The 24,409-nt window shown below is 38.3% G+C and carries 21 protein-coding genes and 1 tRNA gene; 21 read left to right on the top strand and 1 reads right to left on the bottom strand.

The genetic code is table 11. The features are described from left to right. Positions 1-4: 4 nt before the first annotated feature. The 12 genes from AN390_RS10980 (at position 5) to AN390_RS10925 (ending at position 12,383) form a co-directional block, all read left to right on the top strand. Positions 5-2,119, top strand: coding sequence for a type I-F CRISPR-associated protein Csy2 (locus AN390_RS10980; protein WP_055254537.1), 2,115 nt, complete (start codon positions 5-7; stop codon positions 2,117-2,119). Beyond that, a complete protein-coding gene (csy3, locus tag AN390_RS10975) occupies positions 2,106-3,158 on the top strand; it encodes a type I-F CRISPR-associated protein Csy3 (RefSeq protein ID WP_055254535.1) in 1,053 nt (350 codons plus the stop codon). The genes AN390_RS10980 and csy3 overlap by 14 nt, the downstream gene beginning before the upstream one ends. Before the next feature lie 2 nt (positions 3,159-3,160). Then, positions 3,161-3,772 carry a type I-F CRISPR-associated endoribonuclease Cas6/Csy4 gene (gene cas6f, locus AN390_RS10970; protein ID WP_055254534.1) on the top strand — a complete coding sequence of 204 codons (612 nt, stop codon included), beginning with the start codon at positions 3,161-3,163 and terminating at the stop codon, positions 3,770-3,772. Positions 3,773-4,407: 635 nt separating this feature from the next. Beyond that, on the top strand, positions 4,408-5,136 hold the full coding sequence (trmJ, locus tag AN390_RS10965; RefSeq protein WP_054982876.1) for a tRNA (cytosine(32)/uridine(32)-2'-O)-methyltransferase TrmJ: 729 nt from the start codon (positions 4,408-4,410) through the stop codon (positions 5,134-5,136). A 220-nt stretch (positions 5,137-5,356) separates the two neighbouring features. After that, complete coding sequence (gene iscR, locus AN390_RS10960; RefSeq protein ID WP_004585770.1) at positions 5,357-5,848, top strand: Fe-S cluster assembly transcriptional regulator IscR; 492 nt, start codon at positions 5,357-5,359, stop codon at positions 5,846-5,848. Positions 5,849-5,873: 25 nt separating this feature from the next. Continuing rightward, the gene (locus AN390_RS10955) at positions 5,874-7,091 is read left to right on the top strand and encodes an IscS subfamily cysteine desulfurase (protein WP_004585771.1); all 1,218 of its coding nucleotides are present in this window, start codon (positions 5,874-5,876) and stop codon (positions 7,089-7,091) included. A 42-nt stretch (positions 7,092-7,133) separates the two neighbouring features. Continuing rightward, entirely contained in the window at positions 7,134-7,517 is a 384-nt protein-coding gene (gene iscU, locus AN390_RS10950; protein ID WP_004585772.1) for a Fe-S cluster assembly scaffold IscU, read from the top strand. 9 nt (positions 7,518-7,526) lie between these two features. Further along, positions 7,527-7,850 carry an iron-sulfur cluster assembly protein IscA gene (gene iscA / locus AN390_RS10945; RefSeq protein WP_004585773.1) on the top strand — a complete coding sequence of 108 codons (324 nt, stop codon included), beginning with the start codon at positions 7,527-7,529 and terminating at the stop codon, positions 7,848-7,850. Between the two features lie 96 nt (positions 7,851-7,946). Next, entirely contained in the window at positions 7,947-8,474 is a 528-nt protein-coding gene (hscB, locus tag AN390_RS10940; RefSeq protein WP_004585774.1) for a co-chaperone HscB, read from the top strand. 41 nt (positions 8,475-8,515) lie between these two features. After that, the gene (gene hscA, locus AN390_RS10935) at positions 8,516-10,378 is read left to right on the top strand and encodes a Fe-S protein assembly chaperone HscA (protein WP_055254532.1); all 1,863 of its coding nucleotides are present in this window, start codon (positions 8,516-8,518) and stop codon (positions 10,376-10,378) included. Between the two features lie 10 nt (positions 10,379-10,388). Then, the gene (gene fdx / locus AN390_RS10930; protein ID WP_004585776.1) at positions 10,389-10,727 is read left to right on the top strand and encodes an ISC system 2Fe-2S type ferredoxin; all 339 of its coding nucleotides are present in this window, start codon (positions 10,389-10,391) and stop codon (positions 10,725-10,727) included. Positions 10,728-10,955: 228 nt separating this feature from the next. After that, entirely contained in the window at positions 10,956-12,383 is a 1,428-nt protein-coding gene (locus AN390_RS10925; protein WP_055254530.1) for an NAD-dependent succinate-semialdehyde dehydrogenase, read from the top strand. A gap of 500 nt (positions 12,384-12,883) precedes the next feature. Here the strand turns inward: AN390_RS10925 and AN390_RS10920 are convergent. Further along, positions 12,884-12,959: transfer RNA gene (locus tag AN390_RS10920), tRNA-His, on the bottom strand. A gap of 263 nt (positions 12,960-13,222) precedes the next feature. On the opposite strand from AN390_RS10920, the gene AN390_RS10915 reads away from it, so the two are divergent. The 9 genes from AN390_RS10915 (at position 13,223) to AN390_RS10875 (ending at position 24,388) form a co-directional block, all read left to right on the top strand. After that, a complete protein-coding gene (locus AN390_RS10915) occupies positions 13,223-14,041 on the top strand; it encodes a mechanosensitive ion channel family protein (RefSeq protein ID WP_024032471.1) in 819 nt (272 codons plus the stop codon). Between the two features lie 190 nt (positions 14,042-14,231). Continuing rightward, entirely contained in the window at positions 14,232-15,014 is a 783-nt protein-coding gene (locus AN390_RS10910; RefSeq protein ID WP_055254527.1) for a YdiY family protein, read from the top strand. A gap of 121 nt (positions 15,015-15,135) precedes the next feature. Beyond that, positions 15,136-17,739, top strand: coding sequence for an SLBB domain-containing protein (locus AN390_RS10905; RefSeq protein WP_055254525.1), 2,604 nt, complete (start codon positions 15,136-15,138; stop codon positions 17,737-17,739). 78 nt (positions 17,740-17,817) lie between these two features. Next, the gene (locus tag AN390_RS10900) at positions 17,818-18,759 is read left to right on the top strand and encodes a Wzz/FepE/Etk N-terminal domain-containing protein (protein ID WP_055254524.1); all 942 of its coding nucleotides are present in this window, start codon (positions 17,818-17,820) and stop codon (positions 18,757-18,759) included. 9 nt (positions 18,760-18,768) lie between these two features. Then, positions 18,769-19,941, top strand: coding sequence for an O-antigen ligase (locus AN390_RS10895; protein ID WP_055254522.1), 1,173 nt, complete (start codon positions 18,769-18,771; stop codon positions 19,939-19,941). Between the two features lie 174 nt (positions 19,942-20,115). After that, positions 20,116-20,949 (top strand): hypothetical protein, encoded by an 834-nt coding sequence (locus tag AN390_RS10890; protein ID WP_055254520.1) that lies wholly within the window; start codon positions 20,116-20,118, stop codon positions 20,947-20,949. Continuing rightward, positions 20,949-22,220 (top strand): flippase, encoded by a 1,272-nt coding sequence (locus AN390_RS10885; protein ID WP_055254518.1) that lies wholly within the window; start codon positions 20,949-20,951, stop codon positions 22,218-22,220. Before AN390_RS10890 ends, AN390_RS10885 begins: the two co-directional genes overlap by 1 nt. Positions 22,221-22,223: 3 nt before the next feature. Then, the gene (locus AN390_RS10880) at positions 22,224-23,138 is read left to right on the top strand and encodes a hypothetical protein (protein ID WP_055254516.1); all 915 of its coding nucleotides are present in this window, start codon (positions 22,224-22,226) and stop codon (positions 23,136-23,138) included. Beyond that, on the top strand, positions 23,135-24,388 hold the full coding sequence (locus AN390_RS10875) for a glycosyltransferase (RefSeq protein WP_055254514.1): 1,254 nt from the start codon (positions 23,135-23,137) through the stop codon (positions 24,386-24,388). The genes AN390_RS10880 and AN390_RS10875 overlap by 4 nt, the downstream gene beginning before the upstream one ends. The last annotated feature ends 21 nt before the right edge of the window (positions 24,389-24,409 follow it).

Genomic DNA, 24,409 nt, shown 5'->3' with positions numbered 1-24,409 from the left:
GTATATGCATTTAAAAGAACTGCTAGAGATTACAGACACCACTGAGCGGGATAGGTCATTACGTCGTGCTTTTAGCCCTTATACGGCAATGATTGATATAACAGGCAGCGAAGCCGTTGCTCTGATTATTTTGTTAAACCTGACTTATCGAAAAAACCAAGTTGATGACTTGCTGGATAAAAAGCTAGCAAAACAGGCTTTAAAAAGTGAAGACCATATTAATAAATGTATTAAGGAAATAGCGTGGTTTCATACTCATAATTTAAAGTACCCTGACATTAGAGTCAGTAAGCAAAATTTAGCCGTAGAGCCTCCAACACTGCACTCTTATGTTTTGAGTAGTGCTAACTATCCTAAAGCCTATGGCTGGTCACATGACTCAGCTAAAGTTAATTTTGCTAAATTATTTATTAGTTACTTTAAATGGCAAAATCAAGTCAGTTGGCTGGCACAAGTATTAGCTACGAACTCGGATAACTGGAAATCCGCATTTACCTCTTTGGGGCTATCCGTTAAGGCATTTAAAAGCTTATGTGTAACCGTTAAAAATTTATTGCCTGAAGAGGCCATTCCCGTCTCTGTTGACCGCTATTCTCGCCAAGTAAGAATACCTTATCATGATGGTTATGTGGCTGTTACGCCTGTTATCAGCCATGTAGTTCAATCAAAAATTCAGCAGGCGGCAATTGATAAACGAGCTCGATTTAGTAATGTAGAGTTTACGCGTCCTGCAGCTGTTAGTATGTTAGCTGCTTCCTTAGGTGGGGTTGTTAATGTGCTTAATTACCCTCCTAAGATACTAAATAAATATCATGGTTTAAGTAGTTCTCGACAATTTAAATTAAACAATGGGCAAACAGTATTTAACGTTGGAGCACTATTAAAACCAGAATTCATTAAAGCTTTAGAGGGTATTATATTTAGTAATAACGCTTTGGCTCTTAAACAACGCAGACAACAAAAAGTTAAAAATATTAGAAATGTAAGAAGTACGCTTTTAGAGTGGTTTTCACCTGTATTTGAATGGCGCTTGGACGTTATTGAGAATGGAAATGACTTAGAACAACTTGAGAGTATTTCAAACCAACTAGAGTATAAAATACTATCGCTACCCGACGATGAGCTCCCTTCGCTAACGATTCCTTTATTTAAGTTACTAAATGAAATGCTTGGCGATGTGAGCATGACACAAAGGTATGCTTTCCACCCCCAATTAATGAGCCCTCTAAAAGCAGCTTTACAATGGCTACTTATTAATCTTACAGATCAAAAAAATGAACTGATTGAAGAAGATGATGAACATTATCGCTATCTACATTTAAGCGGTATACGCGTGTTTGATGCGCAAGCATTATCGAACCCTTACTGCTCAGGTATTCCATCTTTAACCGCTGTTTGGGGTATGATTCACAGCTACCAAAGAAAACTTAATGAGGCGCTAGGAACAAATGTACGGTTCACATCCTTTTCTTGGTTTATTAGGAATTATTCTGCTGTAGTCGGAAAAAAGCTTCCTGAACTGAGCCTTCAAGGCGCTCAGCAAAGTAGGCTTAAGCGGCCAGGAATTATCGATGGCAAATACTGTGATTTGGTATTTGATTTAATAATACACATTGATGGTTATGAAGATGACTTACAGGCAGTAGATAGTAAGCCTGACATTTTGAAAGCGCATTTTCCATCTAACTTTGCAGGTGGTGTTATGCATCAGCCTGAGCTTAACTCAAATATAAATTGGTGCTGTTTATATAGTAATGAAAATCAGTTATTTGAAAAGTTAAGGCGACTCCCTTTATCTGGTTGTTGGGTTATGCCAACTGAGCACAAAATACAGGATTTAGATGTGCTACTCTTATTATTAAATAGTGACTCTAAACTAAGCCCATCTATGATGGGGTATATGTTACTCACTGAACCGAAAGCTAGAGTTGGATCACTTGAAAGACTGCATTGCTATGCTGAACCAGCAATAGGAGTGGTGAAATACGAAACGGCCATTAGTGTTAGGCTAAAAGGTATTGGTAACTATTTTAATAGCGCTTTTTGGATGCTAGATGCGCAAGAAAAGTTTATGCTAATGAAAAAGTTTAACCGGAAAATACTTAATGGAATTATGTAATATATTAAAATATGATCGCTCGCTTTACCCTGGTAAAGCTGTATTTTTTTATAAAACGGCTGTCTCTGATTTTGTTCCTTTAGAGGCCGACGTTAATAAGATTAGAGGCCCAAAAACTGGTTTTACTGAAGCATTCACTCCGCAGTTTTCACCAAAAAATATCTCACCTCAGGACTTGACACATAATAATATATTAACTTTAGAAGAGTGCTATGTACCTCCAAATGTGGAGCATATATTTTGTCGGTTTTCTCTGAGAGTTCAGGCTAACTCATTGGCCCCTTCAGGTTGTAGTGACCCAGATGTTTTCTCTTTATTAAAAGAGTTGGCCTCAACATTTAAAGAATGCGGTGGTTATAAAGAGTTAGCCACTCGTTATTGCAGAAATATTTTATTAGGTACATGGCTTTGGCGTAATCAAAACACCGGCAACACTCAAATTGAAATTAAAACCAGCAAAGGGAGTTGTTATTTAATCGATAACACTCGTAAGTTAGCTTGGGAAAGTAAGTGGGCTTCTGATGAGCTAACAGTATTGGAAGAGCTTAGTAATGAAATTGAGAGCGCATTAACTGATCCCAATGTGTTTTGGAGTGCCGATATAACCGCGAAAATAGAAGCTTCATTTTGCCAAGAGGTTTACCCAAGCCAAATCCTTAACGATAAAGTTAAGCAAGGAGAGGCCTCTAAACAGTTTGTAAAAGCAAAGTGTGCAGATGGCCGTTACGCTGTAAGTTTTAATTCAGTAAAAATAGGTGCAGCGCTTCAGTCAATTGATGATTGGTGGGATGAGGATACAAGTAAAAGGTTACGTGTGCATGAGTTTGGTGCAGATAAAGAAATAGGGATTGCCCGACGTCCTCCTGATTCTGAACAGAATTTTTATTCTATTTTCAAAAATACGGAATGGTATTTGTCAGCCCTTAAAAATTGCATTACTAATAAAAATGAAAAAATAGACCCAGCTATTTATTACTTATTCTCTGTATTGATTAAGGGTGGAATGTTCCAGAAAAAAGCAGAGGCTAAAAAGGCGTAGTTATGAAAAGGTATTACTTCACTGTCCACTTTTTACCTAAACAAGCTAATCTAGTGCTGCTAACTGGCCGTTGTATTTCTATTATGCATGGGTTTATTTTGAAGCATAATATTGAAGGAATGGGGGTTACGTTTCCTGCATGGTCGGACTCATCAATTGGTAATGAAATTGCTTTTGTTTACACGGACAAGGAGATTTTAAATACCCTTAAAGATCAGGCATATTTTGTGGACATGCAAGATTGTGGCTTTTTTAAAGTAAGCCAAGTTTTAGCTGTACCTGACAGCTGCGAAGAAGTACGTTTTATACGTAATCAGGCGGTAGCAAAAATTTTCACAGGTGAAAGTAGAAGAAGATTAAAGCGCCTGCAAAAAAGAGCGTTAGCAAGAGGTGAAGATTTTAATCCTAAAAAGATCGAAGCTCCCCGAGAGATTGATATTTTCCATAGAGTGGCTATGACTAGTAAGAGCTCACAAGAGGATTATATTCTGCATATTCAAAAGCAAGATGTCGACTGCCAAGCTGAGCCATACTTTAGTAATTATGGGCTTGCCTCAAATGAAAAGTTTAAAGGCACGGTTCCTGATTTATCACCCTCAATAGATAGAAATTAACCTTTATTTATAATGTTGCCATAAGTCATTGATATTAAATTCTCTGAGCAAGCATATAAAAATATGGGTAAAATTGAGTTTGCTTTTTAATTACATGAATTATATAAATAAGCTTAGCTATCTTTATAGTGACCTGCCGTATAGGCAGCTGAAAATTGTATGCGCTGCATGCGGACGAAACACAAGAAGTGACCTGCCGTATAGGCAGCTGAAAATGTGAAAGCCACCAGCTATTGGCGTAATAGTAAGTGACCTGCCGTATAGGCAGCTGAGAATTGCGAAAATGAGTACGCCTTTGCTACTGGACCGTGACCTGCCGTATAGGCAGCTGAAGATAAAAACAATCGATTCGATGTTTAAGTTAATGTAATTCTGCCGAAAAGGCAGTGAGTAGTAATTGAAAAAACCAGTCTTATATCCGGGCTGGTTTTTTTTGTTTTTAGCGTTATAACTTTTATTTCACTATGTCACTGTATGGTTGCATTTTATGTCAGTGAATGGTTGCAGGTTTTTTGTAAGTTATTGATATGCCTATCCAGTGTATGTCACGCTTTGCTTGCAGCGACATCTAGGATCTTAGCGCGCTTTTATGTTAGAATTCGCACAATTTTTTGGCATAGTAAAGTAGCACAGCAATGATCTTAGATGATATTCGCATCGTTTTAGTTAACACCTCACACTCTGGCAACATTGGTTCGGCGGCTCGCGCCATGAAAACCATGGGTTTATCAAAACTGTATTTAGTGGACCCTGCTTGTGAAGTAGACAGCCATGCAAGCGCCTTAGCAGCCGGTGCAACCGATGTTTTAGGCAATGCGGTTATTGTTGACACTGTGGCTGATGCCATTGCCGATTGTGCATTAACTATTGGTACGAGTGCTCGTTCACGCACGCTGTCTTGGCCTATGGTTGAGCCACGTGAGTGCGGTGAAAAGCTAGTTGCTGAGGCTGTAAACGGTCCTGTAGCGCTTGTATTTGGCCGTGAAAACAGCGGATTAACTAACGAAGAACTACAGCTGTGTAATTACCATGTATGTATTCCTGCAAATCCACAGTACAGCTCGCTTAATTTAGCTATGGCGGTACAAACGCTAAGCTACGAAACGCGTATGGCGTTTTTAAATCAGCAGCCAAAGGCTGAGCAAGCAGACGATGAAACTGCTTACCCAAGCTCAAAACAAACAGAGTTATTTTACGAGCATTTAGAAGAGACGCTCGATAACACCGGTTTTATTATTAAGCAGCATCCAGGTTTAGTAATGACCAAGCTACGCCGTTTGTTTAACCGTGCACGCCCAGAAGAGGCAGAGCTAAACATACTGCGCGGTATTCTTACCTCAATTAATAAATCTATTCCTAAGTAAGGTATAGCGATTGGTTATAAAAACCTGCGGGTAAATAACGAGCTAATACTTGACTAAAATACTCAAGTAATTACAATACACCTAATACTTGACCAAAAAGGTCAGGTATTAAAAATTTGTTAATAGAACAGTGTTCTTTAATCAAATTTTTATCAAGTGATAATACTTGACTATTTTACTCTGGTAATTAAAATTTGCACTCTTTTGTGCGGGGGGCGTTATGAAGTTAACATCAAAAGGCAGATATGCCGTAACAGCTATGCTGGATGTTGCACTACATGCGAGTGTAGGTCCTGTTGCCCTTGCTGATATTTCACAAAGACAAGAAATTTCTTTGTCTTACCTTGAGCAATTATTTGCCCGTTTACGTAAAAATGGCTTAGTGAGCTCGGTTCGTGGTCCTGGCGGCGGTTATTTGCTAGGACGAGAAGCCGCGGTTATCTCTGTTGGCGATGTAATTAGCGCCGTAGACGAATCGGTAGATGCAACACGTTGCCAAGGTGCCGATACCGGGTGTCAAAGCGGTATGCGTTGTTTAACTCATAACCTATGGTCTGATTTAAGCGCACGTATCGAAGAGTTTTTAAATAATATTACCTTAGCTGAATTGGTGGAAAAATCAGATGTGAAAGAAATCGCATCTCGCCAAGATAACAGCATCAATAATGCAATTAAGCAGTTGGAAAACATTCAAGTAAGCTGTCAACTATAAAAGTTGACCTGCAGCGGAGAGAGAAATGAAGTTACCGATTTATTTAGATTACGCAGCGACCACGCCTGTTGACGAGCGTGTTGCAAAAGAAATGATGCAATGCCTGACAATGGACGGTAATTTTGGTAATCCTGCGTCACGTTCGCACCGTTTTGGTTGGCAAGCTGAAGAAGTAGTTGACCAAGCGCGTACAGACATTGCCGATTTAATTAATGCTGACCCGCGTGAAATTGTTTTCACATCGGGCGCAACAGAATCAAATAACCTTGCTATTAAAGGTGCAGCGCAGTTTTACAAAAAGAAAGGTAAGCACGTTATTACCGCTAAAACTGAGCACAAAGCAGTAATCGACACGTGTCGTGAACTTGAGCGCCAAGGCTTTGAAGTAACCTACATGGACGTTGAAGAAAACGGCCTATTAGATCTTAAAAAGCTTGAAGAAACTATGCGTGACGACACTATTCTTGTCAGCATTATGCACGTTAATAACGAGCTAGGCGTAATTCAAGATATCAATACTATTGGCGAAATGTGTCGCGAACGTAAAATTATGTTCCACGTAGATGCAGCACAAAGCGCAGGTAAAGTATTAATCGACGTACAACAGCTTAAAGTTGATTTTATGTCGTTCTCAGGCCACAAAGTATATGGCCCTAAAGGTGTTGGCGCACTTTACGTTCGTCGTAAACCACGTGCACGCCTAGAAGCGCAAATGCACGGTGGCGGCCATGAACGTGGTATGCGTTCAGGTACACTTGCAACTCATCAGCTAGTAGGTATGGGTGCAGCATTTAGAATTGCTAAGCAAGATTTTGAAAAAGATCACGCACACATCAGCGCATTACGTAAACGCCTAATTGACGGCATTATGGCTGATATGGACGAAGTATACTTTAACGGCGCACAAGACCAATCAGTACCAGGTATTGTAAACATCAGCTTTAACTTTGTTGAAGGTGAGTCGTTACTTATGGCAGTAAAAGACATAGCGGTATCATCAGGGTCTGCGTGTACATCAGCAAGCTTAGAGCCTTCATATGTATTACGCGCACTTGGCCGTAACGACGAACTAGCACACAGCTCAATTCGTTTTAGTATTGGCCGTTTTACTACCGAAGAAGAAATTGATTACACCGTTGAATTAATGAAAAACTCTATCGGTCGCCTACGCGAGATGTCTCCTTTATGGGAAATGCATCAAGAAGGTGTTGATTTAGATTCAGTTGAATGGGCTCACCACTAATACGAGTGAGCACCTACCGTAGCAGGTAATGAGGATAGAATTATGGCTTATAGTGATAAAGTAATCGACCACGTAGAAAACCCACGTAACGTTGGTGTTTTAGACAAAAATGATCCGTCAGTGGCAACGGGTATGGTTGGCGCACCAGCATGTGGTGACGTAATGAAATTGCAAATTAAAGTATCGTCTGAAGGCGTTATTGAAGATGCAAAATTTAAAACATACGGTTGCGGCAGTGCAATTGCTTCATCATCACTTGTAACAGAGTGGGTGAAAGGCAAAACACTAGACGAAGCATCAACTATTAAAAACACTGATATCAGTGCAGAGCTTGAATTACCACCAGTGAAAATTCACTGTTCAATTTTAGCTGAAGATGCAATTCAAGCAGCAATTGCTGATTACAAAAGCAAACAAGCGAAGTAAGAGAAATTCATGGCAGTGACATTGACAGATGCGGCAGCAAACCGCGTACAATCATTTTTAGCAAACCGCGGTAAAGGTTTAGGCCTGCGCGTTGGCATTAAAACGACGGGCTGTTCAGGTCTTGCTTATGTACTCGAGTTTGTTGATGAGCTTAACGAAGACGATGAAACCTTTAAAGCTAAAGGCGTTACCTTAATTGTTGACGCTAAAAGCTTGGTTTACATTGACGGCACTGAGCTTGACTACACCAAAGAAGGCTTAAATGAAGGGTTTAAATTTAATAACCCTAACCAAGCCGACGAGTGTGGTTGTGGCGAAAGCTTTACTGTTTAAGCTCAGCTACCTTTGTAGTATTTTTAAGCCCTGCCAGTAATTGTAGGGCTTTGTTATTTGTGAAATTTGTATTTCTAAATTTTATTGGTTGAAGCTATGCGTTACTTTGAGTTATTTGCAATACCAGTTGATTACAACATTGACTTGGCAACAATAAATAAGCATTACCTAGAGCTGCAGCGCGCAGTGCATCCCGATCGCCACGCTAATGCGAGCAGCCGTGATAAGTTAATGGCCGTACAAAGTACCGCTGAAATTAACGATGCGCTACAAACGCTAAAACACCCAGTAAAACGAGCTGAATATATGCTCAGCGAACTAGGTGTTGATATTCGAGCTGAGCAACAAACACTGCAAGATCCAATGTTCTTAATGCAGCAAATGGAACTGCGTGAAGAGCTTGAAGAGCTCGCTTCAGCAAGTAATCCTGAAGCCGCTATCGCCAATTTTGAATCACAAATAAAGCAATTAAAAATCCAATACAGTAATGAACTTGCCGAGCAACTTGCAAGTAACGACGAGGCGCAATATCAACAAGCTGCTGACAACATTCGCAAATTAAAGTTTGTATATAAATTAGAAGACGAACTTGAGCGTATTGAAGACAGTTTATTTGACGATTAATTACTTGCTGTAAAGCGAGCAACACGAGTTTAAAGAGCATTATGGCATTATTGCAAATTGCTGAGCCGGGGCAGAGCGCGGCACCACATGAACACAAATTAGCAATAGGTATTGACCTAGGTACCACTAATTCATTGGTTGCAACGGTACAAAGTGGCGAAGCCCGCACATTAACAGATGACCTTGGTGCAGCCATGTTGCCATCGGTTGTGCGTTACCAAGCTGGCGGCATCACGGTAGGCACCGATGCTGCACAAGCTGCAACACAAGACCCAGCCAATACCCTTATTTCAGTTAAGCGTTTTTTAGGTAAAACCCAAGCCGAAATAGAGCAAAGCTACGGCCAATTACCTTACCAATTTTGTGAAGATAACGGCTCGCTTGCCATTCAAACCGATGCCGGAAAAATCAGCCCTGTTAAAGCCTCTAGCCATATTTTAGCGGCTCTAAAAGCGCGTGCAGAGCAAAGCTTTGGTAATCAAGACATTTTAGGAGCAGTAATTACTGTGCCTGCGTACTTTGATGACGCACAGCGCCAAAGCACTAAAGATGCAGCCGAACTTGCTGGCATTAACGTATTACGTTTATTAAACGAGCCAACCGCTGCGGCAGTCGCTTACGGGTTAGACTCGGGCCAAGAAGGTATCATTGCTGTTTACGATTTAGGCGGCGGCACCTTTGATATTTCTATACTTCGCTTACACCAAGGTGTGTTTGAAGTAATGGCAACTGGCGGTGATTCAAGCTTAGGTGGCGATGATTTCGATTCGCTATTAGTTGATTACTTTAAGCAGCAAACCGGTATTTCGGCATTATCGCCTTCTGTGCTTCGCTTATTTATTAATAAAGCAAAAGCCTGTAAAGAAGCGCTAAGCCAGTATGCAAAAGTAAATGTAGTGCTTGAATTTGACGAGCAAAAACACACCGTAGAAGTGACACGCGAAACTTTTGACGAGCTGGCTATGCCACTTGTTAAAAAAACACTTCGCTCGTGTCGTCGTGCAGTAAAAGATGCTGGCATCGAAAACGAAGAAGTGCTGCAAGTTGTAATGGTAGGCGGTTCAACTCGCATGCCACTGGTTCGCAGCCAAGTTGAAGGGTTTTTTGAAAAAGAGCCGCTAACATCAATCGACCCGGATCGTGTTGTTGCACTAGGTGCCGCATTACAAGCTGATGTATTAGTAGGTAATAAACCCGATTCTGACATGCTATTACTTGATGTATTGCCACTGTCACTTGGCCTTGAAACGATGGGTGGGTTAGTTGAAAAAATAATTCCGCGTAATACCACTATTCCTGTTGCTCGTGCGCAAGAATTTACTACCTTTAAAGACGGCCAAACGGCAATGTCTTTACATGTGCTACAAGGTGAGCGCGAACTGGTTGACGATTGCCGCTCGCTGGCTAAATTTAGCTTAAAAGGTATACCGGCTATGGCAGCAGGTGCTGCACATATTCGTGTTACCTTTAAAGTGGATGCCGATGGCTTATTAAGTGTATCAGCAATGGAAAAATCAACGGGTGTGCAAGCTGAAATCCAAGTTAAACCATCGTTTGGCTTATCTGATGACCAAGTAGCTAACATGCTTAAAGAGTCAATGAGTAACGCTAAAGACGACATGCAAGCACGTATGCTTAAAGAGCAACAAGTAGAAGCGCTACGTGTTATAGAAGCACTAGAGGCGTCACTTGCTAGCGACGGTGACTTGCTCGACGATATTCAACTTGCTAATTTAAAAGCTGAAATAAGCGAGCTTGCTAAAGTGCGCGAGACCGCACAGCAACCAGGTGAAATTAAAGCCGCAATTGAAAAAGTAGATAACGCTAGCAGCGATTTTGCCTCGCGCAGAATGGATGCATCAATTAAAAAGGCCCTTACAGGGCAGTCAGTAGACAACGTTTAAAGAGGTTAGAATGCCACAAATTATTTTTCTTCCCCATCCGGAATTATGTCCTGACGGTGCAGCACTTGAAGCGCCTGCGGGCGAAACAGTCCTTGATGTGGCCCTTAAAAACGGCATTAGCATTCCACACGCATGTGAAAAATCGTGTGCATGTACTACATGCCATTTAGTGATCCGCGAAGGCTTTGACTCACTAGATGAAAGCGATGAGCTAGAAGACGACATGCTAGATAAAGCATGGGGCTTAGAGTCAGAATCTCGCTTAGGATGCCAAGCAGTTATTAGAGATGAAGACTTAGTGGTTGAAATACCTAAGTACAATCTCAATATCGTTAATGAAGAGCACTAGTTTTTAATTAACGAGAATTTTTTAAAAGCCGCTGTTTTTTACAGCGGCTTTTTTGTTTAAGAGATTGTATAAGCACGTAGCAGCGACTTTATGTCGCGTTTTTAAAATAGGCCTAGATCTAAAGTGATCACGTTTTACTGGTCAATTACAGTCAAGGAATTATCGCTTTTGGCTAAACCCGCTGCTACGAGTTTTACCTAACCCATAAAACTATTTCGGAGGTCTATTTTGAGTAATCTAATTTTTTGTGACTCGTTTATTAATGGTGAATTTTATAAAACCAATAAACGTTTTAGCGTTGACGACCCCGCGACCGAAAAAAGTATTGTTGAAGTAAGTGATATAGACGAGCAAGGCGTTAATAGCGCAATAAAGGCAGCGCAAGGTGCGTTTGTTAAGTTAAAATCAACCAATGCCACTGAGCGAAGTAATACGCTAATGCGTTGGTATGAGCTGGTAATAAAACACAAGCAAACGCTTGCTGAGCTAATGACAAAAGAGCAAGGTAAACCGCTTAAAGAGTCGTTAGGTGAAATAGACTATGGCGCTGGGTTTATAAAATGGTTTGCAGAAGAAGCTAAACGCAGTTACGGCGATGTGATCCCCCCAACCGACGATAAACATAGATTAACGAGCTTTAAACAACCTGTAGGCGTTGTGGCTGGCATTACTCCTTGGAACTTTCCGGTTGCGATGGTGACACGTAAAGTGGCGCCAGCATACGCTGCAGGCTGTAGCTTTGTGCTAAAACCTTCTGAATATACACCTTTATGTGCTTTGGCGTTGGCATACCTTGCCGATCAAGCCGGGTTTGTAAAAGGAGCTTTTAACGTACTGATTTCGCAAGACGCAAAAACAGTCGGACAAATACTTACAGACTCAGAAGTGGTGCGCAAATTTACTTTTACAGGTTCAACAGGCGTAGGCAAGCAGTTACTTTCTCAGTGTGCGGGTACGATTAAACGTACCTCCATGGAACTTGGCGGAAACGCCCCCTTTATTATTTTTGATAACGCCGATATAGACGAAGCAATCGAAGGCCTCATGGCGGCTAAGTTTAGAAACAGTGGCCAAGCATGTGTAGCCGCAAACCGCATTTTTATTCAGCGCAGTATTTTAGATGAAGTGCTGAGTAAAATTACGCCTAAAGTAGCCGCATTAAAAGTAGCCAATGGGTTTGAAGAGGACGTAGACATTGGCCCCCTTATTTACCCAAAAGCGAAAGAAAAAGTGCAGCAGCTTGTGCAAGATGCACTTGATAAAGGCGCAGACCTAATAGGGGATAACGGCGACTTAGGCGGCAGCTTTCAAAACCCGCTTATTGTTACTAACGTAACGACCGAAATGGATATATACCACGAAGAAGTATTTGGCCCGGTATTAACGGTTATTCCTTTTGATGAAGAAAGCGAAGTACTAGCCCTTGCTAACGATGTTCCATATGGCTTAGCGGCTTATTTTTACAGTCAAAATATCAAGCAGATTTATCGTATTAGCGAAGGGCTTGAGTTTGGCATGGTTGGTGTTAACGAAGGGGTTATATCTAACCCTGTGGCACCGTTTGGTGGAGTTAAGCAATCAGGCTTAGGCCGAGAAGGCGGCCATCAAGGGCTTGATGAATACCTTGAAGAAAAGTACGTGTGTATCAAAGTTTAAAAACGATGACACCAGAAACCATGAAAAATTGGTTACCCAGCACGGTTTAGGTTACTAATACCAATTTGCTTAATTAAGTGATCTATAACTACAGGTTACCTTTTTATTGCTAGATATAGGCCTTAGTGCTACATTTACGGCATAATTTTTGTTTAAAAATAATCAAAAATAAAAAGAATTTCTACTTGTAGAAATAACCCGTGTGTAAATGCCACCGCAAGGTGGCATTTTTTATAGCTTGATCACTAAACTCCACGCCCTCGATAAGCATTTTTAATTATACCGCAGTTTCAAACTCGCCTATTGTTATAGTATTACTTCGATACATTTTTAATAAAAATCTAAACGCACTTTAGATTGGATGCTATTTTAAAACGTATTTAAAAACAAAAATTAATAAAAATGGGTGTGTGAAAAGTTATTTCTTTGAGGGTAATAAATTAATAATTTATTTTAAATATTGCTAGGAAGTTTATGTGAAAAAATAAGAAGAGAAAAAATGGGGCGATTGACGGGGCTTGAACCCGCGACAACCGGAATCACAATCCGGGGCTCTACCAACTGAGCTACAACCGCCACTACACACCTCGTTTGGTGTGGCGCGCATAATACATAATATTATAAATGTTGTGAAGCCTAAAATTAAAAAAAATCAAAAAAAATAAATATTTCATAAAATTGCCTACTATCAGTAAAGGTTCATAAAGAGTGTGTAGCGTAATAGCGCTGACAATAAAAACTATTTTGTAGTGATAATTTACTATTTGATGAGAATAAAATGTAAATTAATGTATACTCACTTGCGGGAAATTGCTTAATAAAAACTATTTGGAGTTACTATGGATTCAATACTTACCTGGCTAAACGAAAACTCAGGCCTAATTTTACACTACGGTATTCAAGCAGTTATTGCGCTTGTTATCTTTTTACTTGGTAGCCGTATTGCCAAGTTTTGTGCAGGTTTAACAGAAAAAACATTCGATAAAAAGAAAGTTGATAAAGCTGTAGGCTCATTTGTATCGAGTATAGTTTATGCCATCGTATTTGCTGCCACTATTTTAATGGCACTTTCGCAAATCGGTATAGAAACAACCTCGTTTATTGCTATTTTAGGTGCGGCTGGCCTAGCTGTTGGTTTAGCGCTGCAAGGTTCGCTGTCTAACTTTGCATCTGGCGTACTTATTATATTACTTCGTCCATTTAAATCAGGTGAGTTTGTAGAAGCTGGAGGTAAAATGGGCACAGTTAAAAAAATTGAAATATTCTCTACAGAGCTTCGCACTCCAGATAATAAAGTAATTATCGTACCAAATTCACAAATTATGTCTGGTGCTATTACTAACTTCTCGCGTGAGTCTACTCGCCGTATCGATTTAGTAATTGGTGTAGGTTACGATGCTGACTTGCGTAAAACAAAAGAAGTATTACAGTCAGTACTTGACGCAGAGACTCGTTTACTTAAAGATCCAGCATACACTGTTGCAGTTTCTGAACTTGCAGACTCAAGCGTAAACTTTATTGTGCGTCCTTGGGTAAACTCTGGTGATTACTGGCCAACGTACTGGGCATTATTAGAGAACATTAAAATTGCATTAGATGATGCAGACATTACAATCCCATTTCCACAAATGGATGTACATTTACACAAGCAAGACTAATACAAATCCGCAATAATACTTAATCATTTTGCGGGGTTAAACGTGTCGCTATCTGCGTTAAAAAATTTTCATTTAGAACAACTAAATAGCGAATTTTTTGCCTGGCTATCAACACGTTTTTCCAGCCTCAAAATAGATTACTTAATTAAGCGAGTTAGTATAATTTTTAGGATTAAATAGGTTATTTTTAATGAAATTAAAGCTTTTAACACTTTTAGTTGCAGCAGCTGCTGCAACTAACGCCTTCGCTGAAGACGCAGAGAAAAAAACGTGGGAAGTAACAAGCGAGCTAGGTGCTATTGTCACTAGTGGTAACACTGAAACTACAACGTTAAAAGGCGGTTTAAAGGTATTACATCACCTAGAAAACTGGAATAACGAGTACAAAATCGACGGCATCTATAAAGAAGATGAAGTAGAGGATGACAACGGCGACAAAGACAAACAGCGTACGAACGAAAAGTACTCTGCATCTGCGCAAGGTAATTACAAATTAAATGAAAAGAATTCTCATTTGTTCATTTATGGTTCACACGTTTCAGACTACTTTGGGGCGTATAGAACTGAATCTGTAATTTCTGCGGGTTACGGCTTACGTTTAATTGACCAACCAGATATGTGGTTAAATGCAGAGTTTGGTCCGGGTTACAAATTTTTTGAATACTCTGACGATAGCACGCAAGTTGATGACGACGGTAACCTACTTGCAGGCGAAAGCGACAGTGAAGTAATTGCTTTAGGTAAACTTGATTACAACTGGCAGATTTCAGACAGTGCACGTTTTACTCAACTTGTATCAGTTGAGTACGGTGATTCAAACACCAAAACGCGTTCAGAAACTGCATTGCTAGCAAAAATAAATGGCTCGCTGCAAATGAAAGTCGCTTTTAATGTTACCAACAACTCAGATGTTGCTGATGACGAAGAAAGCACAGATACAGAGACGTCATTAACGTTAGTTTACAGTTTTTAACCAAAAACCGTATTTAATGACATTTAAGTGACAAAAGGGACGAAAGTCCCTTTTTTATTTGTTTAGATTTAATGTATTATAGCCACCAATTTTGGTTGTAGACCTAGGGATATACCTACTCGTGAAAGTTTTTACACAATTTTTTAGTGCTTTTATTCTACTTTGTAGTTTTAGTACCATGGCATTTACGCCAACAGCCTCACAAATTGAGCAATTTAAAAAATTGCCAAGAGCCCAGCAAGAAGCCCTAGCGAAACAATACGGTGTAGATATTTCTACGATCACCGGCGCTAATCAATCAAATGACGAAAACTCAAATGAGCAGCAGTCAACTATCGGCGAACGCGCAGAAAAAGAACAAGAAGACTTAACTGACGAAGAGCGTTTTAAGCCAAAAACAGAAGAATTAAAGCCTTACGGCTACGAGCTTTTTGCCGGTGAACCTACCACATTTATGCCAAGTGAAAATGCAGCAGTACCTGACACTTATATAGTAGGTCCAGGGGATCAACTAAAAATTAACTTTTACGGGAAAGAAAGTGAGAGTTTTGATGTAACTGTCGACCGTGAAGGGCGTATTAGCATTCCCGATTTAAGTCCTGTTGAAGTAGCTGGTTTAACTTTTGCCGAAATTAAAGAACTAATAAAAGTAAAAGTTGAGCAAGAAGTGATAGGTGTAAAAACCTTTGTATCTCTAGGTCAGCTACGTAGTATGCGCATACTTGTATTAGGTGAAGCCTACAAACCAGGCAGCTACAGCGTATCGTCTTTAACAACCGTATCGCATGCTTTGTTTGTAAGTGGTGGTGTGTCTGAAATTGCTTCACTGCGTAACATACAAGTAAAACGCGCTGGTAAAACAGTTGCAAATTTCGACCTTTACGATTTACTAATCAATGGCGACAGCAGCAACGACATAGTATTAAAGCCTGGTGATGTTGTTTTTGTGCCACCAGTCGGTGCCCAAGTTGCTGTAGATGGCTTAGTTAAACGCCCTGCAATATTTGAACTTAAAAAAGGCGAAACAGCTAAGCAGTTACTCACTATGGCAGGGGGCCTTAAAGCCGGTGCTTATGCTAAAAATGCCGTGGTAGAGCGTTTCAATTTTGATCGCAAAGAAGTGCTATCAGTAGATTTTACTAAGCCACAAATTAACTACATCCCGCAAGATGGCGACCGTGTACGCTTTAATTCTGTAAGCTCACAATACCAAAACTCTATTAGCTTAATTGGTGCTGTAGCGCGCCCAGGGAATTATCAATGGTATCAAGGTAAGCGTATTTCTGATGTTTTAAAATCAGTACGTGGAGACTTACTGCCACAAGCAGATTTAAGCTACGGCCTTGTTATTCGCGAAATTAATATAAATGGTGATATAGAAGCGCACCAGTTTGATGTAGCACAAGCCATTATTAAAAACCCTGAAAACAACTTAGCATTAAAAGCTAATGACAAAATAATAGTATTTAGCCGCTTTGAAGAAAAAGAAGCTGAAAAATCAGCACTTGCTAACATGGCACTTAGCCAAGAACAGCAAGAACAACAGCTTAAGGCTGAGCAATGGCATAAATACCAGCAAAAAGAGTTTGAAAAATATATTGGTTTAACGCAAAACAATACCAAACTTGAAGCTGAATCTGATACATACGCCTTATTTAGTCGGCATAACCTTTTAGCGTCCTTTTTAGCTAAGCTCAAACTACAAGCTACAATTGATCAAGCTGTTCAGGTTGTTGAAATTAGTGGTAATGTTACTTTTCCTGGTGTATATCCGTTAGTTGTAGGCGGTGAAGTTCGTGATTTAGTAACCGCTGCAGGTGGCTTGCTAGAATCTGCCTACGTAAAGCAGGCTGAAATTACGCGTATTGTTGCAAGCGATTCGTCAAAAATAGAGCACTTACGTTTAGACCTTGAAAATGCGATGCGTGGAGATTTGCAAAGCAATATTAAACTCCAAAGCAAAGACAGCATTAACGTATTCGCCATCCCAAATTGGCAAGAAAACGTAAAAGTAGAACTTAAAGGTGAATTAAGGTTCCCAGGTACATACACAATTCGCCGCGGCGAAACACTCACAGAGCTTTTAGAGCGCGCAGGCGGCTTTTCTGAGTTTGCCGAACAAAAAGCAGCTATATTCACCCGTGCCTCAATTAAAGAACAAGAGCAACAACAGCTAGCTCGCTTATCAACTGAGTTACGTCGTGACATTGCATCAAAGAGCTTTCAAAATTCAGTAAGTAGTAATTCACTTTCTTATGATGAAATGAATAAGCTATTAAATGATTTAGCGAGTGTAGAAGCGGTAGGGCGTTTAGTTATCGATTTACCACTTATTGTTGAAAACAAACAAAACTTAGTCCTTCAAGACGGCGATGTTTTATATGTACCAAGCAAGCGTGATTCAGTCAGCGTAATTGGGGAAGTTAATTATTCTACTTCTCATTTATTTAGAGCGGGGGTTAGTCTAGAAGATTACCTCGACCTTAGTGGTGGGTTAAAAGATCGCGCCGATGAAGATAGTATCTACATAATCAAGGCCAACGGTTCAGTTGTAATTCCAGATAAGGGTAGTTGGTTTGCGTCAAGTAATAACCAGCTTGATGCCGGTGACACAATTGTAGTGCCTTTAAATGCTGACCATATGGATAAGCTCACGCTTTGGAGCACCGCCACACAAATACTTTACCAACTAGGTGTAGCAGTGGCTGCAATAGCAACACTTTAGGCATATAGACAGTCATACATTATGTAAAGCTGTCTTAGCTTTAGGCAGCTTTAACAGCTAACAAAAAAGAGAAAGTTTATGGAAAATGCTGATAACTTAATATCAAATGATGAGGTGATTAGTCTAAAAGAGCTAGCAGCTGCTTTGTGGTTGGATAAATGGAAAGTTATTTTGATCACAGTAACTTTTGTAATTGGGTCTGTAATTTACTCATTGAGTCTCCCAAATAAATACACAGCTCAGTTAGTATTGACTCCAGCGAAGAGTGAGTCAAAGAGTGGTTTATCAGGGTTAGCCTCTCAATATAGTGGTTTAGCAGCTATGGCAGGAATAAATTTGGGTGGCGGGGATAGCAGTAGAGTTTATCAAGCAATGGAACTTATCAAAAGTTGGCCCTTTTTAGAGAGCTTCTATAATAAGTACAACTTAAAGCCGTTAATTATGGGAGTAAAAAGCTGGGATAGTTTATCCAACGAGCTAGTTTATGACCAAGAGGTTTATAATCCCAAGGATAATAGCTGGATTAATATTGATGAGACTGATACAGACCCTGAGCCTACTAGTTGGGAAACTTATAAAGTAATAAAAGAGATGTTGTCTATTTCTTTAGATGATGAAACAGGAATGTTAACAATTTCTTTTACCCACTACTCTCCTAATATAGCTAAAGAATGGGTTGACCTTTTAAAGCAAGAGATTAATAGTTTCTATCAAAAAAAGGACATGAGTGAGTCTAAAAAGAATATTGATTATTTAAAGTCAAAAATTTCTCAAACGCCAGTTACTGATATGCAAGTTGTATTTTACAATATGATTGAAAGTCAGACCCAAACATTAATGCTGGCTGAGGTAAGTGATGCATACTTATTCAAGACAGTAGTTCCAGCTACAGTACCACAAGTTAAGTCCTCTCCTAAACGTTTAATTATTGTAGTCGTTGGGGCATTTTGTGGGGGGAGCTTATCGCTTATGTGGGTGTTTATTCGTTTTTTTACTCGACGTTCAAAAAGTACTCTTTAGGGGTATAGCTTGTTAACTGCTAACAAAGTGGATTTGCGTAAATCGGAAAAGGTTATATTATTTGCTATTGTAACGCATTTAATTGGTTATCAAATCTTTGGGCTTATAGGCTCCGTTCTTCCAGTGCCATTTATAACACAATTATTTCGTTTAGTTACTGTAGTTACAATAATTTTAGTAATATGTTTTTCTAGGCTTAAAGTTACTTACACTCGAGCTCATGTTTTCTTATTCTTTTGTCTTATTGCGTATATTTTACGTGTGTTAATTTATTTTGCTAACGGATTTGAAAACAGCTTTTTTACATTTTTTTATTACTTTCAAAATCTGTTTATTTTATTACTAATACCTATAGTTTTAATTGCATTCGACCTTAATAAAGCTCATTTAGAGTATTTGAAGCAAGTGTTTTTTAAGTACTCTTTGTTTTTTATTTTATTATTGTTTACTCTCCTTCCATTTTCAGAACCAGGAAGACTTGGGTTTGAAAGGTTAAACCCAATATCTATAGCACTCTACTTAGGTGCTGGGATTATTATAGCCGCAAATTCTAATATTAAGATTTTCATTAAATTAATACACATTTTTTTATCACTTTATTTAATGATATTGTCCGGTTCTAGAGGGCCTTTACTAGCTTTGTTATTATGTTTATTTATGTTTTTCTTATTTAGATCCTCTACGAAGGTTAAGATAGCTCTAGGCGGGGTATTTCTTTTCTTTATAGCTGTTTTTATAAGGTTTGTTCAAGATATAATTGCCATAGCTCCAGCCTTAGCAAGGTTTAATCCAACCTCTGATGCAGGTTACATGTCAGTAGGAATTCGACTAGAACAATATATGTCAGCAATTGATATATTTACTGATAATATTTTTTTTGGCGGTAGCTTATTAGAGCAAGCACATAATTATTATCCACATAATTTATTTTTGGAACTGGCAATGTCGACCGGCTTAGTTGGGATAATTATAGTTTTATTATTAGCCTCTTTTACAGTTATTAAAGCTTGGAAACTACCGGATAGTCAAAAATGGATTAATTTTTTAACTCTATATTTCTTTCTATCAATGATGTTTTCAGCAAGTATTGCTACCTCTTACCAGCTGATTATCTTATTGTTATTAGTTCTTAGAGCAAAGGTAGATGCCACATCATGTCCAAAAGTATTAAAACCAAGTTGAATTGAGTCACTTATAAAGTGTTTTTAGTTATATTTACTTGTATTAGATGGTAAAATATTGCGTCATTGCCTTGCAAGCAGTCATATGAAAGTTTTTTTGGTTATCTACTTTACGCATTGACTATTCATTATAATTTTATATTTAAATTAACCACTAAGTTAAAAAGGACTTCGTATGCCTGGGTATTTATCTGAGCAGTTTGGGTTAGAAAAACTGCCAGAGTATAGAAAGTATAATAACTATAAGGTTATTGATAACCCTTATGTTAATAATAAAAAGTGTTTAGTATGCTTTTCAAGTAATGGGTTATACTTTCCAAATACTGATTTAGAACTATCTAAAACAATAGATAATGATCGCTATGAATGGGAAAATATAATCCCTAAGTCTTCTTATTCTAGGGTTATATTGTTAAGGGATTTGTATAAGCAGTGGTATATTGCAGGTATTAGCGAGCAGTACAACTCTGTGGATAAAGTAAAAAGCTTGTTAAAAGAGTTGTGTGATGGATATGATGCTGTATTTATAGGCTCTAGTGCAGGAGGGTATGCAGCTGCTCTATTTGGAGCTTTAGTTGGGGCAAAGCACAGCTTATGTTTTGCTGGACAGTTTGATCTTACTAAAGTACAAAAAGATGAAGTGAAAAATAAGCTGCTGTATGATGAGCGGGATTATAAATATATTAACATAAATAAATTTATTAATAATGTTTTTTATTTTTGTCCGATAGAGTCTCAGCAGGATAAAGAGCAATATCAGTTTGTCAAAAATAATGAGGGCGTAAATTCGATAATATTTAAATCAAATATTCACGGTATCCCTTTCAAGCCTTATGCAATAAAAAAAACTATTTCATTGTCGAGCCATGAGCTGGTTAAGCTATCGAGAACAGCCCATAAGCCAAATGCATTTTCTTTAAAGTATATTCATGTAAATGATTTTACTATCTATATAAAAAGAAGAATTAGCCGTATTTTAAATAAAATCTTTAATAAAAGTGCCCGCTAATGCAGCTTAGTGCAAATATAAAATCTTTCATTTCTAATTCAGCCTGGTTGCTCTTTGATAAATTTTATCGAATTGGGTTAGGTATGCTTGTAAGTGTCTGGATTGCTCGATATTTAGGGCCAGCTAGCTTTGGAGAGTTGGCATACGTCATTTCAGCCTTAATTTTTTTCCAAACACTTTCACGCGCAGGGCTAGACGGAATTGTCGTCAGAGAGCTTTCATTAAACCCTAAAGAAAGCGAAGAAATAATAGGAACTGCTTTCTTTATTAAGTTGATTTCGGGAGGGTTATCGTATTTATTGGCCGTTAGTTTATTCTATTGCTTTGAGGGGCCTAATCTAACTTTGTTAATAGCTCTTGCTGGTATTACGCTATTTTTCCAGAGTATGGATATTTTAGAGCTATGGTTTCAAAGTCAATCTCTTAATAAAAAATCTGTGGTAGCCAAATTGATAGCCTACAGTATTGTAAATATTGGTAGAATATTTTTAATTATTACTGAGCAGGATATTATTTACTTCGCTCTTTTTGTTGGCTTAGAGATGGTTTTTGCTGCACTAGCTTTAATTATTATGTATTACCAAAATAATACTTTCCTCAGTTGGACAGTATCAAAAAAATTGACTGTTAAATTGCTTAGAGAGTCTTGGCCTTACCTACTATCAGGCCTATCAGTCGTACTTTATATGCGCGTTGACCAATTACTTATAAAAAACTTAACGTCTCCGGAATCACTAGGTTTTTATGCGGCTGGTGTAGCTATATCATCCCAGCTTTCATTTATCCCAGTTATTATCCAAAAAACTATAACTCCTTTCATTACGCGAAAAAAAGCTGAATCAGAGCCGCAGTACCAGCAATGGATTAAAAAGTTGTTTTTTGGTTATGCTGTATTTGGTTGGTTAATCTGTATTCCATTTTATTTTTTTGCAGAATATCTGATTGTTTTCCTATATGGGGAGGTTTATAGATCATCTAGTGAAGTATTAGCAATTCATGTTTTTACTAACCTCTTTATTAATATGGGGATAGCACAAACTATTTGGATGGTTCTTGAAGGTAAAGGAAAGTTAGCACTTGCAAAAACTCTAGTTGGTTTATGTATATGTATTATATGTAACCTCATCTTAATACCCCGTTATGGTATTGTAGGGGCTGCAATATCAGCAGTATTAGCGCAGGCGAGCCAAGCTGTTTTGTCGAATATAATTTTGGCGCCTAATATATTTTTATTACAAGTTAAAAGCTTAATTTTCATTAAGGCTAAATAGGTTATGAATATAGAGAGAAGTTACGCACCAGTAGTGTTATTTGCTTACGCTAGGCCAGATCATACATTACGAACATTAAATGCTTTAAGAGATAATTTTTTAGCTGAGAAGACAGAGTTATATGTTTTTTTAGACTTTCCTAAAAAAGCAGAGCACAGAGCTGATTATGAGTCTGTTGTAGATATTGTTAATAAAGTGAATTGTGGCTTTAAAGAAATTCATATTGAAGCTAGGACCGAGAACTTCGGTCTTGCGAAAAATATCATGTCTGGTGTAAGTGAAGTCATTAATAAGCACGGGAAGGTTATTGTTCTTGAAGATGATTTGGTGACTTCTAAGTACTTTTTAACATTTATGAATGATGCTTTAACTGAATATAAAAGTAATGAGTCTATTTGGCACATCTCTGGATGGACCCATCCGATCGACTTTGGAATAAGTGAAGATACATTTGCTTGGCGTACAATGAATTGCTGGGGCTGGGCTACTTGGGCTGAAAACTGGCAATTTTTTGAGAAAAACCCACAATCTTTGGTAAGTAATTTTACAAAAGAAGATATAAGCAAGTTCAACTTAGATAATACCCACAATTTTTGGAAACAAGTCGAAGCTAACTTAGATGGTAGGTTAAATACGTGGGCTATTTTTTGGTATGCCACTATATATAAGAACAACGGGTTATGTGTTAACCCTACTAAGACATATATACAAAACATAGGAAATGATGGCAGTGGTGAAAACTGTGGTAATTGGGATATTTTTACTTCTCCATTAGCTCAAAGTAGCCCTAACGAATGGCCTAAAAAACTAACACAAGAAAACGTAACTGCAGTTAAGGCTATAAAAAGATTCTATAAAAAGAACTACCCCAGTTTAATTATTAGAGCCTTTAGGAAGGCGTGGAGGCTTATCTCATGAAAAAAGTCGTTTTAGTCTCTAGCTCAGATTCGGCAGGTGGAGCTGCAAAGGCAACATTTCGCTTTTTTAGTGCATTAAAAAATCACTCTTTGAGTTTAGACATTAGAATGGTAGTTTCAAAAAAAAATCAGCCAGATAGCGATATTATTACTAATAATAGTTTTGCTTTTCGTTTAGTGAGTTTTTTAAAATATAAAATTTCGCGTAAAATTGTCTCTTTGCAAAAAACATCAAATCAGAATTATCATTCAATTAATTGGTTTTCTGGCGGTTTGAAGAGCTTAGTTGAAAGCCAATCCCCGGATATAGTTAATATTCATTGGGTAAATGATGAAAGTATATCAATAGAACAAATTGGTAAAATAAAACAAAGTTTAGTGTTGACATTGCATGATATGTGGGCTTTTTGTGGTGCAGAGCATTATGTTGATGACACTCAAAGTGTTCGGTATTTAAAAGGTTATAACAATACTTCACCTAAAGCTAATGAAGGCATTGATATAAATAAATTAGTTTGGCAGAGAAAGGTGAGGGCGTGGGGTAATAAAAAAATTACAATAGTAACTCCAAGTAATTGGCTAACTGAATGTGCTAAAAACAGTGAGTTATTTAAAAATACCCCTGCTTCATTTTCAACTATAGCAAACCCTTTAGATTTAGATATTTATAAGCCTTTAGATAAAAAAGCTATGAGGGAACTTATCGGTATTCCTCAAAATAAGATTGTAATAGGTTTTGGAGCTCTATCTGCTAAAACAGATAGTAGAAAAGGTTTCGATTTATTGGAGTCAGCCTTAACAAAGTTAAATGAAATAGCTGTTGATATTGGACCGAAAAATACTGTTTTTTTAATATTCGGTGCTGATGATAAGCAAAACTCTATAGCGGGCTTTGATTGCTATTCTACAGGTCATTTAAGTAATGAGATTGCTATTGCGGCAGCTTACAATGCTATGGATGTCATGCTAGTTCCGTCGAGGCTAGAAGCATTTGGCCAAACAGGCAGTGAAGCTCAAGCATGTGGAGTACCTGTTGTTTGTTTTGATACTTCAGGGTTGAAAGATGTAGTTGTACAAAAGAAGACAGGCTACTTGGCTAAGCCATATGACCCTTTAGACTTTGCTGAAGGGATAATTTGGGTTTATCAAAATAGAGAAAATTTATCCATTGCAGCTAGAAAACATGCTTTAGAAAGTTGGTCGTATGAAAATATATCCAAAAGATACGAAGAACTTTACAGTCTTTTATAAAGTTTAAGCCTAGGAGCTTTT

Source organism: Pseudoalteromonas sp. P1-11, from assembly GCF_001399995.1.
GTDB classification, from domain to species: domain Bacteria; phylum Pseudomonadota; class Gammaproteobacteria; order Enterobacterales; family Alteromonadaceae; genus Pseudoalteromonas; species Pseudoalteromonas atlantica.
This window is presented reverse-complemented; position numbering and strand designations above follow the sequence as displayed.

Bases quoted from the DNA above. Each gene is read 5' to 3' on its own strand.
- AN390_RS10980 (WP_055254537.1), top strand. From the start codon at position 5: ATGCATTTAAAAGAACTGCTAGAGATTACAGACACCACTGAGCGGGAT.
- csy3 (WP_055254535.1), top strand. From the start codon at position 2,106: ATGGAATTATGTAATATATTAAAATATGATCGCTCGCTTTACCCTGGT.
- cas6f (WP_055254534.1), top strand. From the start codon at position 3,161: ATGAAAAGGTATTACTTCACTGTCCACTTTTTACCTAAACAAGCTAAT.
- trmJ (WP_054982876.1), top strand. From the start codon at position 4,408: ATGATCTTAGATGATATTCGCATCGTTTTAGTTAACACCTCACACTCT.
- iscR (WP_004585770.1), top strand. From the start codon at position 5,357: ATGAAGTTAACATCAAAAGGCAGATATGCCGTAACAGCTATGCTGGAT.
- AN390_RS10955 (WP_004585771.1), top strand. From the start codon at position 5,874: ATGAAGTTACCGATTTATTTAGATTACGCAGCGACCACGCCTGTTGAC.
- iscU (WP_004585772.1), top strand. From the start codon at position 7,134: ATGGCTTATAGTGATAAAGTAATCGACCACGTAGAAAACCCACGTAAC.
- iscA (WP_004585773.1), top strand. From the start codon at position 7,527: ATGGCAGTGACATTGACAGATGCGGCAGCAAACCGCGTACAATCATTT.
- hscB (WP_004585774.1), top strand. From the start codon at position 7,947: ATGCGTTACTTTGAGTTATTTGCAATACCAGTTGATTACAACATTGAC.
- hscA (WP_055254532.1), top strand. From the start codon at position 8,516: ATGGCATTATTGCAAATTGCTGAGCCGGGGCAGAGCGCGGCACCACAT.
- fdx (WP_004585776.1), top strand. From the start codon at position 10,389: ATGCCACAAATTATTTTTCTTCCCCATCCGGAATTATGTCCTGACGGT.
- AN390_RS10915 (WP_024032471.1), top strand. From the start codon at position 13,223: ATGGATTCAATACTTACCTGGCTAAACGAAAACTCAGGCCTAATTTTA.
- AN390_RS10910 (WP_055254527.1), top strand. From the start codon at position 14,232: ATGAAATTAAAGCTTTTAACACTTTTAGTTGCAGCAGCTGCTGCAACT.
- AN390_RS10900 (WP_055254524.1), top strand. From the start codon at position 17,818: ATGGAAAATGCTGATAACTTAATATCAAATGATGAGGTGATTAGTCTA.
- AN390_RS10890 (WP_055254520.1), top strand. From the start codon at position 20,116: ATGCCTGGGTATTTATCTGAGCAGTTTGGGTTAGAAAAACTGCCAGAG.
- AN390_RS10885 (WP_055254518.1), top strand. From the start codon at position 20,949: ATGCAGCTTAGTGCAAATATAAAATCTTTCATTTCTAATTCAGCCTGG.
- AN390_RS10880 (WP_055254516.1), top strand. From the start codon at position 22,224: ATGAATATAGAGAGAAGTTACGCACCAGTAGTGTTATTTGCTTACGCT.
- AN390_RS10875 (WP_055254514.1), top strand. From the start codon at position 23,135: ATGAAAAAAGTCGTTTTAGTCTCTAGCTCAGATTCGGCAGGTGGAGCT.